We start from the raw sequence: 15,332 nt of genomic DNA, 5'->3' as shown, positions 1-15,332 counted from the left end.
CGTTATACGAAGCGGGCAAAGAACCCGCTCCAGGCCGGAAGTTCGATATTTTCCTCATGCATCACGCTGGCGAAGCCGTGGCCTTCCAGCGCTTCCAGCGTACCGGACGGCAGATCGGCAAGGCGCGCGACGGGACTCACGTTGAAGGCGCAGAAGACCTTCTCGTTGCCATGCGTGCGCACGAAGGACAGCACCGCGCCCTCCGCGACGTGGAATTCGATCTCGCCCTTGACCAGCGCCACATGCTCCTTGCGGAAGGCGAGGAAGCGGCGATAGTGCGCCAGAACCGACGCCTCGTCACCCTCCTGCGCGTTGACCGCGCGCTCCAGATGGGCTGATGGCACCGGCAGCCAGGGCTTGCCGAGGCTGAAGCCGCCGGACTGCTGGCGACCGTCCCAGACCATGGGCGTGCGGCAGCCGTCGCGGCCCTTGAAATCCGGCCAGAACTGGATGCCGTAGGGATCCTGCAGATCCTCATAGGCAAGCTCGGCTTCCGGCAGAGCAAGCTCTTCGCCCTGATAGATGCAGACGGAGCCGCGCAGCGACATCAGGAGGCTGGCGAGCAGCTTGGCATGCGCGTCGTGATCGGTGACGCCCGCGCCCCAGCGGCTGACATGGCGCATCACGTCATGGTTCGAAAAGGCCCAGCAGACCCAGCCTTCGGGCGCGGCCTTTTCCAGCGCGTGCTGCGTCTCGGCCACGAAGGCCGGCGTCAGCGGTTCGGGCGCGAGGAACTCGAAGGCGTAGCACATGTGCATCTTGTCGCCGCCGGAGGTGTATTCACCGGCGATTTCGAGGCCGCGCTGGCTGTCGCCCACCTCGCCTACAGCGGCAATCGCCGGGAATTCCTCCATGACGGCGCGGAAGCGCTTCAGGAACTCCAGGTTCTCCGGCTGGTTCTTGTCGTAGATATGCTCCTGATAGTTATAGGGGTTCACGGCCGGCGCGGTCTGCGCGTTGCGGCGCTCGGGGGCGAGCGACGGGTTGTCGCGAAGCTGCTTGTCGTGGAAATAGAAGTTGATCGTGTCGAGGCGGAAGCCGTCGACGCCGCGCTCCAGCCAGAAACGGGCGACCGAGAGCAGCGCGTCCTGAACTTCCGGGTTATGCAGGTTCAGGTCCGGCTGCGAGGTCAGGAAATTGTGCATGTAATATTGCAGGCGCGTCGGGTCCCATTGCCAGGCGGAACCGCCGAAGATCGACAGCCAGTTGTTGGGCGGCGTGCCGTCCGGCCTGGAATCGGCCCAGACATACCAATCGGCCTTGGGATTGCTGCGGCGCGAACGGCTTTCGACGAACCACGGGTGCTTGTCGGAGGTGTGCGACAGCACGAGGTCGATCATGACGCGGATGTTGAGGCGATGCGCCTCGGCGATCAGCGCGTCGAAATCGGCAAGCACGCCGAAGATCGGATCGACGTCCTGATAATCCGAGACGTCGTAGCCGAAATCCTTCATCGGCGAGGTGAAGAAGGGCGAAATCCAGATCGCATCCGCCCCGAGGGAGGCGACATGGGCGAGCCGTTCGGTGATGCCCTTGAGGTCACCGATCCCGTCGCCATTGGTGTCCTGGAAGGAGCGCGGATAGATCTGGTAGATCACCGCGCCGCGCCACCAGTCCTTGTCCGGCGTGAGAAGAGTGGAATCCAACGTCGTCATTCTGCTTGTCCTATGGGTATGCGTCAGCCGCCCTTGACCGACCCCGCCAGCAGGCCGCGCACGAGATAGCGCTGCAGGCTGAAGAAGACGATGAGGGGGACGACGATGGTGATGAAGGCGGAGGCCGTGAGGATTTCCCAGTTGCCGCCGCGCGAGCCGAGCAGGTTTACCAGACGCCCGGTCAGCACCAGTTCGTCATTGCCCGTGCCGAGGAAGACCATGGCGACGAGCAGGTCGTTCCAGGTCCACAGGAACTGGAAGATGGCGAAGGAAGCGAGCGCCGGGAAAGACAGCGGCAGGATGATCTTCACGAAGATATCGAAATCCGACGCGCCGTCGACGCGGGCCGACTCCATGATCTCGCGCGGCAGGCCGGCCATGTAGTTGCGCAGCAGATAGACCGCGAGCGGCAGGCCGAAGCCCATATGCGCGAGCCAGATGCCGACATAGGTTTTTGCCGGCACGCCGAGGAAGGCGCCGACGCCGTTATAGAGACGCAGCAGCGGGATCAGCGACATCTGCAAGGGCACGACGAGCAGGCCGACGATGACGGCGATCAGGATCGCCCGGCCGGGGAACGGCATCCAGGCGAGCGCATAGGCGCAGAAGGCGGCGACGAGGATCGGGATGATGGTCGAGGGGATCGCCACCGTCAGCGAGTTGATGAAGGACGAGCCGATGCCCGCGGCGCTCAGCACCTCGCGATAATTGTCGAGCGTGAAGCGCGGCGGCACGGAGGCCGTATAGAAGATGCGCTGGCCGCGCGTGCCTTCCATCTTGGTCGGCGAGACGATCTCGTAGCTGCCGTCCTCGTTGACGGTCAGCGTCTGGCCGTCGCCGATATCGGCGGGCTTGCCGGCCTCGAAGGCGGCAGGCTGCAAGGGGCGGAAGCCGAAGGCGGAGACCTTGGCGTCGCCGCCCTCCAGAAGATCGCCCGCAATGACGAACTTGCCGTCCTTCTCCACCTGCGCCTCCGGCGAGGCGGCGCGGCCGGTGAGGTTCTGCGAGGAGGTGGAGAGCGCGGTCCACCAGCCCGAGACGGCGAGCTGGTCCTTGTCGCGCAGCGAGGAAATCAGAAGGCCGGCGGTCGGCAGGGTCCAGAGCGCGACAAGCAGCAGGACGGAAATATGGACGGCGATGGTAAGCGGCGAACGGGACGAAGCGATCATCTCAGTGGCCTTCCATTTCCTTGGTGGCGTTGCGGATGTTCCAGATCATGATCGGGACGACGAGGATCATGATGACGACGGCGATGGACGCGCCGCGCCCGAAATCGCCGCCGCCGCGGAACATCCAGTCGAACATCAGGTTCGCCAGAACCTGCGTCTGCCACTGGCCGTTGGTCATCGCCAGCACGATGTCGAAGACCTTGAGGACGAGGATGGTGATCGTCGTCCAGACGACGGCGATCGTGCCCCAGATCTGCGGCACCATGATCTTGAAGAAAATCTGGAAGCCGTTGGCCCCGTCGATGACGGCCGCCTCGATGGTCTCCTCCGGAATGCCGCGCAGGGCCGCGGAGAGGATGACCATGGCGAAGCCCGTCTGGATCCAGATCAGGATGACCATCAGGAAGAAGTTGTTCCAGAAGGGAATGGTCATCCAGGCCTCGGGCGTGCCGCCGAAGGCGACGACGACGGCGTTGAGGATGCCGATCTGTTCGGAGCCTTCCGGGCGGAAGTCGTAGACGAACTTCCAGATGACGGCGGCACCCACGAAGGAGATCGCCATCGGCATGAAGATGAGGGTCTTTGCGATATTGCCCCACCAGATGCGGTCGGTCAGCGCGGCGACCACGAGGCCGAAGAAGGTGGAAAGCGCCGGCACCACGAGGAGCCAGAGGAAATTGTTGAAGATCGACTGGCGGAATTCGCCGTCGCTGAACATCCAGATGTAATTGCTGAAGCCGACGAACTGCTGGCCGGAGCGGTCGAGGAAGGAGAGCCGCACGGACTCGAAAACCGGATAGACGAGATAGATGGCGAGCGCGAAGAGCGCAGGGGCCATGAAGAGCCAGGGGCGGATGGCATTGGTAAGCCGCAGATTACGCGAGGCTTCAGGCCCCGTCATGCCCTTGGACGGGAATATCCTGTCGAGCAGCCAGTTCGTTCCGAAGAAATAGACGACGCAGGCGAGAACGCCCCCGACCATCGTGAAGACGGCGAATAACAATTGCTGCATGGCGGTCCCTCCCCAGGAATGCACCCCGCCCTCTTGGGCGCATCGATCGTTCACGCGGCTCCCACCGCATGGTCCGGCTGCACTTTCGCATGCGTAGAGAAAACCGGCCGGCGGATGCCGGCCGGTTCACCAGAAATTTACTTGATGGCGTCCCAGGCCTTCTGGACGCCGGCGGCGACGTCAGCAGCGGACTTGCCGCCGACGAAGTCGACCATGCCCGTCCAGAACGCGCCCGCGCCGATCTTGCCCGGCATCAGGTCGGAACCGTCGAAGCGGAAGGTCGTCGAGTTCAGCAGGATTTCACCCTGCTTCTTCATCGGCGCGTTGGCGTAGGCGTCCTTGTTGGCGCTCTTGAAGGGCGTCAGGAAGCTGGTCTGCGCCATCCAGAGTTCATGGGCGATCGGCGTCTTCAGGAACTCGATGAAGGCGCGCGAGGCCGGCGTGTCCTTGGTGATCATGGCGAGCGTGCCGGCGCCGAGGACGGGATTGCCGAGTTCCGGCTTGCTGGCATAGGGCGGCATGTAGAAGAAGTCCGCATCCTCGCCGACGACCGTGCCTTCCGGGAAGAAGGACGGAATGAACGACGCCTGGTGGTGCAGGTAGCACTTCGGCGGCGAGGCGAAGAGGCCCTTCGGGCTGTCGCGGAAGTCGGTGGAGGCGACGGCAGCCGCGCCGCCATCGACGAACTTGTCGTTCTTGGCGAACCAGCCGAATTCATCCAGCGCGCCGACAACGGCGGCGTCCGTGAAGGGAATCTCGTTCGTCACCCACTTGTCGTAGGTTTCCGGCGTCTGTGTGCGCAGCATCAGGTCTTCGACCCAGTCGGTCGCCGGCCAGCCGGTCGCGCCGCCCGAACCGAGGCCGATGCACCAGGGCGTGCCGCCGTCGGCGACGATCTTTTCCGTCAGCGCCTTCAGGTCTTCCATGGTCTTCGGCACTTCGTAGCCGGCATCCTCGAAGTTTTCCGGCACGTACCAGACGAGCGACTTCACGTCGATCTTGTAGGGGAAGGCATAGAGCGCGGCATTGCCGTCCTTGCCCTTGTAGGTCGAAAGGTCGACCCAGGACTGGCCGGCGGCGTAGTTGTCGAGCAGCCACTGCTTGGTCTCGTCGCCGAGCGGCGTCAGATAACCCTTGGAGGCGAGGTCGGCGATCAGGCCCGGCTGCGGCAGGATGGCGACGTCCGGCGGGCTGCCGGCCTGTGTGTCGATGACGATCTGCTGCTCATAGTTCTCGGAAGAGGAATATTTCAGTTCGACGCCCGTCGCCTCGACGAAATAGGCGTAGACATTCTTGAAGAGGGCTTCGTCCTCGCCGCGCCAGGGGCCGAAGATGGTCAGCGTCTGACCCTTGAGGTCGTGGCCCTTCTTGAAGTCCTCGAAGCTCTGCCAGTTGAACTTGGAATCTTCGCCCGGCTTGAACTTCAAGTCGGCAGCAATAGCGCCGCCCGCCATGAACAGAGCGAGCGCAGCCGTCATCAACAATGTCTTTTTCACCTGATTTGCCTCCCATAGCAAACCCGCTCTCCCGGAGCAGGCGGTCTCTTCCCTAGCCCAAAATTCAAAGCGCTTTGGATTTCCCTTCATCCCATTTCCCCCTTGCCCTCGTCAAGACCCTCCGAATCATTTGCGGGCAAGAATGGCGCTTCTGACGCAGTGCAGCGTAGTTTTGCGCCGCAAAATGACCAAATGCCGCTTTTCCTGCGGGATGGGCTGATGTTAGATGCCGAAGCGCTTTGGGAACACAATCGGGGACAAAACAGGTGGCATCCAAAGCGCTTTTGGTCTTTCAAGAAAGCTAAGCATGTGAATCTCAAGCAGTTATCGCAATTGCTGGGCCTCTCGCAGACAACCGTGAGCAGGGCGCTGAACGGCTATCAGGAGGTGAACGCCGAGACGCGCCAGCGCGTGCTCGACGCCGTGCGGGAGACGGGATACCGGCCGAACCGCGCCGCCCAGCGTCTTGCGACAGGGCGCGCCGGCTCGATCGGCCTCGTCATGCCGACGGCCGACGGCATCGAATCCGACGTGCATTTCGGTGAATTCCTGGCCGGCCTCGGCGACGAGGCGGTCAAGCACGATTTCCACTTCGTCATCAATCCGAGCCACCCGGAAGACGAGGTCGCCACCTGCCGGCGGCTGGTGGCGAGCGGCAATGTAGACGCGCTGCTCCTCGCCTACATGCGCGAGAAGGACCCGCGCATCGCCATGCTGAAATCGCTGAAGACTCCCTTCCTGGTGCATGGCCGCTCGATCGGCATGCCGACGGATTATCCCTTCGTGGATATCGACAATACCGGCGCCTTCTACGATGCCGCGCGCCTTCTGGCGCAGCTCGGCCACCGGCATTTCGCGCTCCTCAACGGCCCCGAGCACCTGACCTTTGCCATCCGCCGGAAGAAGGGCACCGTGCGCGCCCTTGCCGAACACGGCCTCGAACTGCGCGAGGATTGCGTGCAGCATTCGCAGATGACGGACGAGCACGGCTTCCGCGCCATGGAGCGCTTCCTCCAGCTCGATACACCGCCGACGGCGGTGCTGTGTTCCAGCACCGTGCTGGCGCTCGGCGCGGTGCGCGCCATCGGCCAGGCGGGGCTGAAACTCGGCACGGACATCTCGCTGATCGCCCATGACGACGTGCTGCCGATGCTGAAGCCGGAGAACTTCATGGTGCCGCTGACGACGACGCGTTCGTCGCTGCGCGCCGCCGGCCAGCGCATCGGCCGCCGCCTCATCGCCGGCATCCTGCAACTGGAAACCCTGCCGCAGCAGGAATTGTGGAAGACCGACCTTATCGTGCGCGCCTCGACGGGACCGGCTCCGGGCAAATGAAAAGGCGCCTCGCAGGGCGCCCTCGCAACATGCCGGTCGATCAGAACTTCGGCGGCGTCCTGCCGGCCTTGCGGCAGGCGGCGATGACCGTGTTGGCCATCAGCATGGCGATGGTCATCGGGCCGACGCCGCCGGGAACCGGAGTGATGACGCCCGCGACCTTCGCGCATTCCTCGAAGGCGACGTCGCCGACGAGACGGGACTTGCCCTCGCCCCTTTCCGGGGCGGCGATGCGGTTGATGCCGACGTCGATGACGGTCGCGCCGGGCTTGACCCAGTCGGCCTTGACCATTTCCGGGCGGCCGACGGCGGCAACGAGGATATCGGCGTTGCGGCAGACGGCGGGTAGGTCCTTCGTGCGCGAATGGGCGGTCGTCACCGTCGCGTTGGCGGCAAGCAGCAGGGCCGACATCGGCTTGCCGAAGAGATTGGAGCGGCCGATCACCACGGCGTTGAGACCCGACAGGTCCTCGCCATGAACGCGGCGCACGAAGACCATGGCGCCGGCCGGCGTGCAGGACACGAGGCCGCCGTCGAGATCGCCGGTCGCGACCTTGCCGGCATTGACGACATGCAGGCCGTCGACGTCCTTTTCCGGCCGGATCGACTGGATGATCGGCTCGGAATTCAGGTGCTTCGGCAGGGGAAGCTGCACGAGAATGCCATGGATGCTCTCATCGCCGTTCAGCGTCTCGACGAGGCGGGCAAGCTCCTCCTGCGTCGTTGCTTCCGGCAGCGTATGCTGGATGGAGTTGAAGCCGCATTCCTTGGCCATGCGCCCCTTGGCGGAGACATAGGCATGGCTTGCCGGATCGTTGCCGACGATGACGACGGCGAGGCCCGGCTTGACGCCGGCATCCTTTTCCAGGGCGGCGGTGGCGGACTTCACGGCGTCAATCACGGAAGCGGCAACCTGCTTCCCATCGATAATGGTGGTCACATAACTCTCCCTGGATGAATTGCGCCCAGTCTAGTGGGGCGAGCGCGCGGCGGGATGGCCTCTCAACGCCCTATGCTGTCGAAAACGCATAAATTCAAGTCGGCCGAATGGGAAGAGCCGGCGGCCCACGCCTTTGACAAATTCACCGGACCGCAGGCAGAAAAATCGGGCGAGGGCGAGAATTTCGAGCATCTTCAAACCCTTGCCTCCATGGTTAGCGGAAGGTGAACATCAGCGATCACTTTTTCTCGAAATCCTTAAACGGCTTTTCAACCCATCCTGCTAGAGGAGAGGACGAAAGTGGCAGGAAGGAACGCATATGGCATTCGTGTCGGGCAACATCATCGCCTCGCAACGGGATATTCTCGGCCTGCCGGTGTGCGACCTGGGCTGGGCGGACGCCTTCGCCTTTGCCGAAGAGGTCGCAGGCATGCCCTTCGGGCAGAGCGTCATAACCTTTCTCGATGCGCAGAACGGCAACCGGATGGTGCGCGACGCGGAATACCGGGCGGTGCTACAGCGCCAGATCGTCCTGCCGGACGGGGAAGGCGTCGACATCGCCTCCCGACTGTTCCATGGCCGCAGCTTCCCGGCCAATCTGAGCGGCGCATCCTTCGTGCCCGCGCTGCTGACCTATATGGCCCGGCCGATGCGCGTCGCGCTGATCGGCGGCGACACGGCAACGCTCGGACAGGCTGCCGAGACGCTGCGTCGCCACGCGCCCTGGCACGACATTCTCCCCATCGCCGACAGCGCCTTTGCGCCGGCCCAGTCCGACGAGATCATGGAGCGCGTGCGCGCGGCGAAGGCCGATATCCTGATTATCGCCATGGACGGCCCGGCGCAGGAAACCTGGATCGACCGCCATGTCGGTCCCGGCCATGCGCGCCTCGTGCTCAGCGTGCGCGGCCTGTTCACCGCCCTCACCGCCGGCGTTTCCCGCGCGCCGGTCGGTCTGCGCCGTCGCCGCCTTGCGGGCCTTTCCCGCTTCATGCGGGCGCCGAACCTCGAAGCGCCGCTCTTCCTCTATCATATCCTGCGCTACAGGCTGTCGGGCGTTTCCGCCGCGCGGGGACCGGCCGCAACGGCAAAGGCCGGCTCGCTCTAGCGGCCGGCCCTCGAAAATCACCCCTTTGGCGCGCGCTCAGTGCCCGCTGCTCTTGGCCTCCGTCTCGACGACCGGGACTTCTCCCTTGAGAAGGGTCACGCCCTTTTTCGGCGGCGGATTTTCCACCGACGCCGTCGTGAGATAGTCGATCTGCTCCACATAGACCTCGGCAATGACCTCCTCGCCGAAACGGCGGTTCAGCCCCTCCTTCACGATGCCGCGAAAGGCTTCGAGGTCGAAGCTGCCGGCATTGGCCACGTCGATCATCTTCTGGCCGACAAGCAGCGTATAGAGTTCGTCGGTGATCATCTGCGGCAGCGGCACGACCTGCTTGGCCGCAAGGTCCTTGTTGGCCTTGTAGGCGAGCTTGGTCAGGAGATAGCCGTTGACGCCGCCCTCCCCGATCACCGGCAGGGTGGTCGTATAGCCGCTGACGAATTCCATCGCCGCCTCGCGCTCGGCCGCGGCGGTATCCACCTTGGGGGCCGAGGCCATCTTCAGCGAGAAATAGACCGAGGCGAGCGTGATCGCGAGAACCCAGACGCCGGTGCCGATGAGCTTGATCATGTGCCGTAACCCAGGCGGAACTGTTCCTGCGAATAGGTGCCGTCAGCCTCGAGGTCCTGCACGGCGTTCTTCAGGATGCTGACCACCTCGCGCACGGCCTCCAGATGCGCGGAGACGCGCTGGGCATTGGTGGCGAGCTTTTCCCGCACGCGGCCGAGCTGCGTGGAGAAGGTCGGCGGAACCTCGTCCGGCCGCACGTCGCGCGTCAGCATCGCCAGCTCATAGAGGCAGCGGCTCTTGTGAGCGTTGGAAGTGGGCAGGTCGAAATCGGGATCGCTGCCGATATTGTCGTTCTCGTTGTCGATGATCGTTTCAAGCCGGCCGAGGACGGTGCGGATCCGGAGTTCGTTGTTCGCCTGTTCCATTGTTCTCTTCTCCGCTTATGCTTTCTTGTCGTGTTCCTTGATGCCGGGCGTCAGGTCCGCGAAGGCCTCACGCTGCATCGACTGCACCATGCCGGCTGCGACACGGTCGACATCCTTTTCCTTGGGATCGACGGTGACGCCGCTCTTCTTGGCAAGGCTCTCGGCAATGCCGATGCCGCCGCCCTTGGAGAGCACTTCGCCGAGCTGGTCGGCCATCATGCCGCGCCACATCTCGCCGGCCGTGCCCTTGCCGTAGGTATCTTCGCTTTCGGCCGGCAGCATCGATTTCACGAAATTCTGCAGCACCATCGTCTCGAACTTGCGCAGATGTTCCGGGATGGCCTTGCCACCGACCGCGCTGACGCCCTCTTTGGCGGCATGGGTCGTGACCGAATCGCGATTGAGAATGCCGACGGCGGCCTGGAAACCGGCGCCCGCCTCGGCAAGGCTGGTCGCCTCGAAAGCGGCGCGGTTCGATTTCAGCTTGGCTTGCGCTTCCTGAACCTGCGTGGGGTCGGCGGCGCGCACGACATCCAGCACCAGGTCGCTGGGGGGAGAAATTGCCACGTGTCAGAGCCTTTTCTGATGATTCTCAACAGCCGGACCCGTCCTCATGGCGGTCCGCCGGCCTCATGACCATTCCGGACATCGGCCCGCCGCTTCGGCAGGCCCCTTCATCGTCCTGATACGACTATCGCTGCTCAACCTTACGGGAGGCTGGTGGCGGATGACGAAGCCATGACGGTGCCGCATTGGCGATCCACCCTGACGCAAGCTTGCGAGGAAGGCGGAAAATCGCCTTCTCTTCCAGAGGCTTGCGGAGGAGACTAGGTCTCGTCCGTCTTGTAGGCGATGTGCTGGTCGATGAGGTCGTAGATCGAATCGTCCGCCGCCACACGCTCCTCGGCCTCGCGGGCCTCCTTCATGCGGTCTTCCATGCGGTCGCCCTTGGTGCGCTCGCGCACCACGCGCATCTCGTGCATCTGCTGCACGTTGGACAGCATCTGTTCCTGCTGCTGCAGGCGGCTGTACTGGCCGGAATAGTGATGCGAGAAGCTGCGGTGTACCGGATCGAGCGAATTGATCGCCTCGACGACGACGTCCATCGTCTCGGCGACCTCCTGCCGCTGGCGGGTCGTGTTGGCGAGGTCCATTTCCGCGATCTTCTCGAGATGGCGCTGGACGTTGACGAGGCGCTTGAGCTTGTCGGACCGGTTCTGCGCCATGTCAGCCGCCCTGGAACACGGGCATGAAGCCGGCCGCAAAAATTTCGAGCAGCGACTGGATGCCGAAATACATCAGGATCATGCCGCCCATGATGATGAAGGGCAGCGAGACGAAATAGATCGGGATCTGCGGCGCGAGCTTGTTGATGAGGCCGATGGTGACGTTGAAGACGAGACCGTAGAGGATGAAGGGGCTGGCGAGCCGCAGCATAATCATGAAGGTCTGGCTCAGCGTGTCGGTGAGCGTGATCAGCGCGCTCTGCGGATTGAAGCCCGCGCCGAGCGGCATGACATTGTAGGACTCCACCAGCGCCCGCATGATGACATGGTGGAAATCCAGCATGAAGAGCACCATGAGGGCGGCGAAGGACAGGAGGTTCGTCAACTGGTTTTCGGCCGCGTCTTCCAGCACGTCCGGCGTCGGCGGGGCGTTGAAGCCCATCATCATGGTCAGCACCGTGCCGGCGAATTGCAGGCCGAGCACGTAGTAGCGCGCGATGAGGCCGATGACCGCGCCGGTCAGCGTCTCGAAGACGATCATCTTGATATAGCCGTCGAGCGAGCCGGTGGCGCGCGGATAGATCGTGTCCCAGAGGATCGGCAGGATCGCGATGGAAACCGCGACCGCCAGGAACAGGCGGATCTGCACGGAAAGGCGCGCAGATGAAAAACCCGGCAGCAGCATGAAGCACCCGCCGACACGGCAGAAGGCGGCGAACAGCGCCAGCACCGTGCCCTGCGGGTCCGCAATCATGAAATGGAGCCGAGAATCTTGATCTCGATGCCCTTGGCAAGCTCGACATGCGAGAGAACCGGCAATGTGGCGAAGAGGCGCTCGATGATCATGCGCACATAAGAGCGGGATTCGGGCGACGTGACCAGTACAAAGGGCGTGCCCCGGTCGAGAAACTCGCGGATAACCCGGGTCGCCTGCTCGGAAAACTCTTCCAACTGCCGCGGATCGATATCGAATTCGACGATTTCACCCTTGCTGTCGCGCTTGAGCGCCTGGTGGAAGACCATGTCCCACTTGTTGCCGAGGCGCAGCACCGGCAGCACGCCATTGTCCGTGAGGTCGCCGCAGATCTGCTGCGCCATGCGGATACGGACATGTTCGACGATCTGCTCGGTCTTGCGCACATGCGGGGCAAGTTCGGCGACCGCTTCGAGAATGAGATGCAGGTTGCGGATGGAAACGCGCTCGGCGAGCAGCAGCTTCAACACGGCCTGAAGGCCGGAATAGGACATGTGCGAGGAGCAGATTTCGTCCGCAAGCTTGCGGTATTCCGGGTCGAGGCGCTCGATCAGCACCTTCACATCCTTGTAGGACAGAAGCTGCGGCAGGTTGTTGCGGATGACTTCGGAAAGGTGCGTGAGGACCACCGAGACGTTGTCGATCGGGTGGAAGCCCTCGCGGCGCAGGTCGTCGGCAAAGGTTTCGAGGATCGAGACGGCCGGCATGCCGAAAGCGGGCTCGCGAATATCGTCGCCCGGCACGCTCGGCTTGCGCCCGCCGCCGGTGACAACCAGCACTTCGCCGACGCGCACGATGTTCGAGGCGATCGTCGTGCCGTGGATACGGATCTGGTAGGACTTGTCCGGGATGGTGATGTCGTCGGAAACCTTGATTTCCGGCACGACGAAGCCGTATTGCCCGGCGAATTTCTTGCGCATCTTGCCGACGCGGAACGCCAGTTCCTGATGGGCGCCGAGAAGACGGGTGGAGACCTGCTTGCCGAGCAGAAGCTCGATCTCGGCGGTCTTGAGCACCGACTTGACCGAATCCTTCTCCTGATCGCGCGAGGCCTGGACCTGCTGGGCCTCTTCCTCGCGCTTGATGCGGTTCTCCTCGGCGATACGGCGCGGGATGATCCAGGCGCCGAACGCCATGACGCCGCCAAGGATCATGAAGGGGAAGAAGGGCAGGCCCGGCATGACGGCGAGCAGCATCATCAGGCCGGAGGCGACGAAGAGCGCACGCGGATAACCGGAGAGCTGGTTGACGACCGCCTGGTCGGTGGAGCCGGCCGTGCCGCCGCGCGAGACGATGAGGCCGGCGGCGAGCGAGACGATGAGGGCCGGGATCTGCGAGACCAGACCGTCGCCGACCGACAGCTTCACGAAGACGTCGGCCGCCTCGCCCAGTTCCATGTCGTGGCGGAAGTAACCGATGATGATGCCGCCGAAGACGTTGATTGCGGTGATGAGCAGGCCGGCGATGGCGTCGCCGCGCACGAACTTCGAGGCACCGTCCATCGAGCCGAAGAAGGAGCTTTCCTCTTCCAGTTCGCGGCGGCGAAGCTGCGCCTGCTTCTCGTCGATGAGGCCGGCGGAAAGGTCAGCGTCGATCGACATCTGCTTGCCGGGGATGGCGTCGAGGGTGAAGCGCGCGCCGACTTCGGCGATACGCGTCGCACCCTTGGTGATGACGATGAAGTTCACCACGATCAGGATCATGAAGACGATGATACCGATGACGAAATCGCCCGACATGACGAGGCTGGCAAAGCCCGCGATCACCCCGCCGGCCGCATCGTGCCCCTCGTTGCCGTGCGAGAGGATGACGCGCGTCGTCGCGATGTTGAGCGCGAGGCGCACCATGGTCGCGATGAGGAGGACGGTCGGGAAGGACGAGAAATCGAGCGGCCGCTGAATCCACAGCGAAACCATCAGGATCAGCACCGAGAAGGCGATGGAGAAGGCAAGGCCGATATCGATCATGAAGGCCGGGATCGGCAGGAACAGGATCGACAGGATCGTCAGAATGCCGACGGCGAACGCGATATCGCGGCCGCTGGGGCTGACCTTCGGAAGGTTTATTGCCGGTACTTGCGCCATCAGAATGCGTCCCGTCTCATCATGAGAGGCAGCGGCGCGTCACACGCGTCGCCCATTTCACCCGATGAAGTACAGAACGAAGCTTGCGCGAAAGTGAGCTAGAATCCGGATTCTATTCGCGAGAAGACGAGATTGGTGAAGATGGAGATCTGGGAGCCGATGAACGGGGCCGAGATGGCGATCGTCACGAAGATCGCGAGGATTTTCGGCACGAAGGTGAGGGTCATTTCCTGCACCTGCGTCAGCGCCTGGACGAAGGCGATGGCGACGCCCACGAGCATGGCGACGAGAACGGCCGGACCGGAGGCCACGACGACCGTCCAGATGGCTGCCTGCGCTATGTCGAGGGCGTCTGCCTCATTCACGGGATAGGGTCACTTCACGGTTACGCCGGGTCCGATGACAAGCTTCTTGCCCGAATCAAGCGTCGCAACGATACCGTCGTTGTATAGCGTCACTTCCTTGACGACACCAGACGTCGCGCCGTCGTTGCTGACGACCGTGCGGCCGATGACGGAGTTGGCCTCCTGCAGCGAGGTGCGCTGAAGCATGCTTTCCAGGTTCTTGTTCGTCTTGATGGTCTGCTCGACCTGCGAGAAGGTCGCAAGCTGCGCCATCTGCTGGGTCGCGTCCATCGGCTCGGTCGGATCCTGGTTCTTCATCTGCGCCACGAGCAGCTTCAGGAAGCTCTCGTAGTTCAGCGTCGCGTCCTTCGTGGCCTTGGTGGAATCGGCGGCCGTCACGGACGGCATGTAGCCGCTGGAAGTCGCGGAGCCGACGGCGGATGTGTCTACCATGGTGCGATCTCCCTGCGGATCTGTTCAATCGTGGCCGGCGCCATTTCGTGGTTGTTGAGAATGCGGTCCTCGATCGGGTAGAGACCGCGGATCGCCTTCAGCGCCTCGAAGGCGCGGCCCTGCGTGACGAGGGCGTCGACGCGCTTCAGCTCGGCCAGCACTTCCTCGTTCTTGAAGCACGACAGCAGCATGATGACCGACTTGCGGAACATGGCGACCGACTGCTCGGCGCCTTCCGGGTTGATCAGCGACATCTGCGCGATGAAATAGAGCTGACGGAGCGGCGTGGTCGCCTGTTCCGGCTGCAGGACGTGGTTTTCCAGAAGGAAGGTCACGTCGTTGAGGAATTCGATGGCGACCTTGCGATCGACCCTGAGAACCGCGCCGTTGACGAAAATGCGCTCACCCGACTTCAGCGATATACGCAGTGTACTTTTCATTTGATGCCATCCTTGATGATGGTGGTAATGTCGATGATGCCCTGGAAATTCGAGGATTCGCGCTTGCGGATCTTTTCGACCTCCTTGAGAATCCAGATGGCGATCGAGATGAGATTGGCCCGCAGCTCCTCCTCGAGCTGATTTTCCGGGTTGCCGAGATCCTCGATGAAGCGGATCCAGACCCGGCGGGTGAAGTAGACGGCCTCGACCGTCTCCTTGCCGTAGCTTTCCCCGCTGGCCATCGCCGCCTTCAGAAGCGCGATCGACCGGTCGAGAACCTGCCGTTCCCGATCCTTGGAGACGGTAACCCCCTCCTCCATGATCTCGGCGTATGAAAACTGGTACATTCAGACATCCTTCATGTGTGTCCGTACCCTCTGGTTC

General features: G+C 63.1%; 17 protein-coding genes. 2 read left to right on the top strand and 15 right to left on the bottom strand.

Translation table 11 applies throughout. The features are described 5' to 3' along the window. Positions 1-2: 2 nt before the first annotated feature. From bglA to K8M09_RS02090, 4 genes are all read right to left on the bottom strand, one after another. Entirely contained in the window at positions 3-1,655 is a 1,653-nt protein-coding gene (gene bglA, locus K8M09_RS02105; protein WP_160787038.1) for a beta-galactosidase BglA, read from the bottom strand. Positions 1,656-1,678: 23 nt separating this feature from the next. Then, on the bottom strand, positions 1,679-2,824 hold the full coding sequence (locus tag K8M09_RS02100) for a carbohydrate ABC transporter permease (protein ID WP_160787037.1): 1,146 nt from the start codon (positions 2,822-2,824) through the stop codon (positions 1,679-1,681). A 1-nt stretch (position 2,825) separates the two neighbouring features. After that, positions 2,826-3,836: a carbohydrate ABC transporter permease gene (locus tag K8M09_RS02095; protein WP_160787036.1), complete on the bottom strand. Its 1,011-nt coding sequence runs from the start codon at positions 3,834-3,836 to the stop codon at positions 2,826-2,828. 137 nt (positions 3,837-3,973) lie between these two features. Then, entirely contained in the window at positions 3,974-5,314 is a 1,341-nt protein-coding gene (locus K8M09_RS02090) for an ABC transporter substrate-binding protein (RefSeq protein WP_170299536.1), read from the bottom strand. Between the two features lie 327 nt (positions 5,315-5,641). Between K8M09_RS02090 and K8M09_RS02085 the strand changes: the two genes are divergently transcribed. After that, positions 5,642-6,667, top strand: a complete 1,026-nt coding sequence (locus tag K8M09_RS02085; RefSeq protein ID WP_229342091.1) for a substrate-binding domain-containing protein — start codon at positions 5,642-5,644, stop codon at positions 6,665-6,667. 40 nt (positions 6,668-6,707) lie between these two features. On the opposite strand, the gene folD is transcribed toward K8M09_RS02085, so the two are convergent. After that, positions 6,708-7,607, bottom strand: a complete 900-nt coding sequence (gene folD / locus K8M09_RS02080; protein WP_160787033.1) for a bifunctional methylenetetrahydrofolate dehydrogenase/methenyltetrahydrofolate cyclohydrolase FolD — start codon at positions 7,605-7,607, stop codon at positions 6,708-6,710. Between the two features lie 319 nt (positions 7,608-7,926). Here folD and K8M09_RS02075 point away from each other — a divergent pair, with 319 nt between their 5' ends. Next, positions 7,927-8,715 (top strand): WecB/TagA/CpsF family glycosyltransferase, encoded by a 789-nt coding sequence (locus K8M09_RS02075; RefSeq protein ID WP_160787032.1) that lies wholly within the window; start codon positions 7,927-7,929, stop codon positions 8,713-8,715. A 36-nt stretch (positions 8,716-8,751) separates the two neighbouring features. On the opposite strand, the gene K8M09_RS02070 is transcribed toward K8M09_RS02075, so the two are convergent. From K8M09_RS02070 to flaF, 10 genes are all read right to left on the bottom strand, one after another. Continuing rightward, a complete protein-coding gene (locus tag K8M09_RS02070; RefSeq protein WP_160787031.1) occupies positions 8,752-9,282 on the bottom strand; it encodes a hypothetical protein in 531 nt (176 codons plus the stop codon). Continuing rightward, positions 9,279-9,647 (bottom strand): hypothetical protein, encoded by a 369-nt coding sequence (locus K8M09_RS02065; RefSeq protein ID WP_160787030.1) that lies wholly within the window; start codon positions 9,645-9,647, stop codon positions 9,279-9,281. Before K8M09_RS02065 ends, K8M09_RS02070 begins: the two co-directional genes overlap by 4 nt. 15 nt (positions 9,648-9,662) lie before the next feature. After that, positions 9,663-10,214, bottom strand: coding sequence for a rod-binding protein (locus K8M09_RS02060; protein WP_160787029.1), 552 nt, complete (start codon positions 10,212-10,214; stop codon positions 9,663-9,665). Between the two features lie 260 nt (positions 10,215-10,474). Further along, entirely contained in the window at positions 10,475-10,873 is a 399-nt protein-coding gene (locus tag K8M09_RS02055) for a hypothetical protein (protein ID WP_160787028.1), read from the bottom strand. Position 10,874: 1 nt separating this feature from the next. Next, on the bottom strand, positions 10,875-11,627 hold the full coding sequence (fliR, locus tag K8M09_RS02050; RefSeq protein ID WP_160787027.1) for a flagellar biosynthetic protein FliR: 753 nt from the start codon (positions 11,625-11,627) through the stop codon (positions 10,875-10,877). Beyond that, a complete protein-coding gene (flhA, locus tag K8M09_RS02045) occupies positions 11,624-13,711 on the bottom strand; it encodes a flagellar biosynthesis protein FlhA (RefSeq protein WP_160787026.1) in 2,088 nt (695 codons plus the stop codon). The genes fliR and flhA overlap by 4 nt, the downstream gene beginning before the upstream one ends. Positions 13,712-13,809: 98 nt before the next feature. After that, positions 13,810-14,076 carry a flagellar biosynthesis protein FliQ gene (gene fliQ, locus K8M09_RS02040; RefSeq protein ID WP_160787025.1) on the bottom strand — a complete coding sequence of 89 codons (267 nt, stop codon included), beginning with the start codon at positions 14,074-14,076 and terminating at the stop codon, positions 13,810-13,812. Positions 14,077-14,085: 9 nt separating this feature from the next. Further along, positions 14,086-14,508, bottom strand: a complete 423-nt coding sequence (gene flgD, locus K8M09_RS02035) for a flagellar hook assembly protein FlgD (protein ID WP_160787024.1) — start codon at positions 14,506-14,508, stop codon at positions 14,086-14,088. Further along, positions 14,502-14,948 carry a flagellar biosynthesis repressor FlbT gene (flbT, locus tag K8M09_RS02030; RefSeq protein WP_160787023.1) on the bottom strand — a complete coding sequence of 149 codons (447 nt, stop codon included), beginning with the start codon at positions 14,946-14,948 and terminating at the stop codon, positions 14,502-14,504. The genes flgD and flbT overlap by 7 nt, the downstream gene beginning before the upstream one ends. After that, positions 14,945-15,295, bottom strand: a complete 351-nt coding sequence (gene flaF, locus K8M09_RS02025; protein ID WP_160787022.1) for a flagellar biosynthesis regulator FlaF — start codon at positions 15,293-15,295, stop codon at positions 14,945-14,947. Before flaF ends, flbT begins: the two co-directional genes overlap by 4 nt. Between the last annotated feature and the right edge of the window lie 37 nt (positions 15,296-15,332).

It is taken from the genome of Shinella zoogloeoides, from assembly GCF_020883495.1.
GTDB classification, from domain to species: domain Bacteria; phylum Pseudomonadota; class Alphaproteobacteria; order Rhizobiales; family Rhizobiaceae; genus Shinella; species Shinella zoogloeoides.
This window is presented reverse-complemented; position numbering and strand designations above follow the sequence as displayed.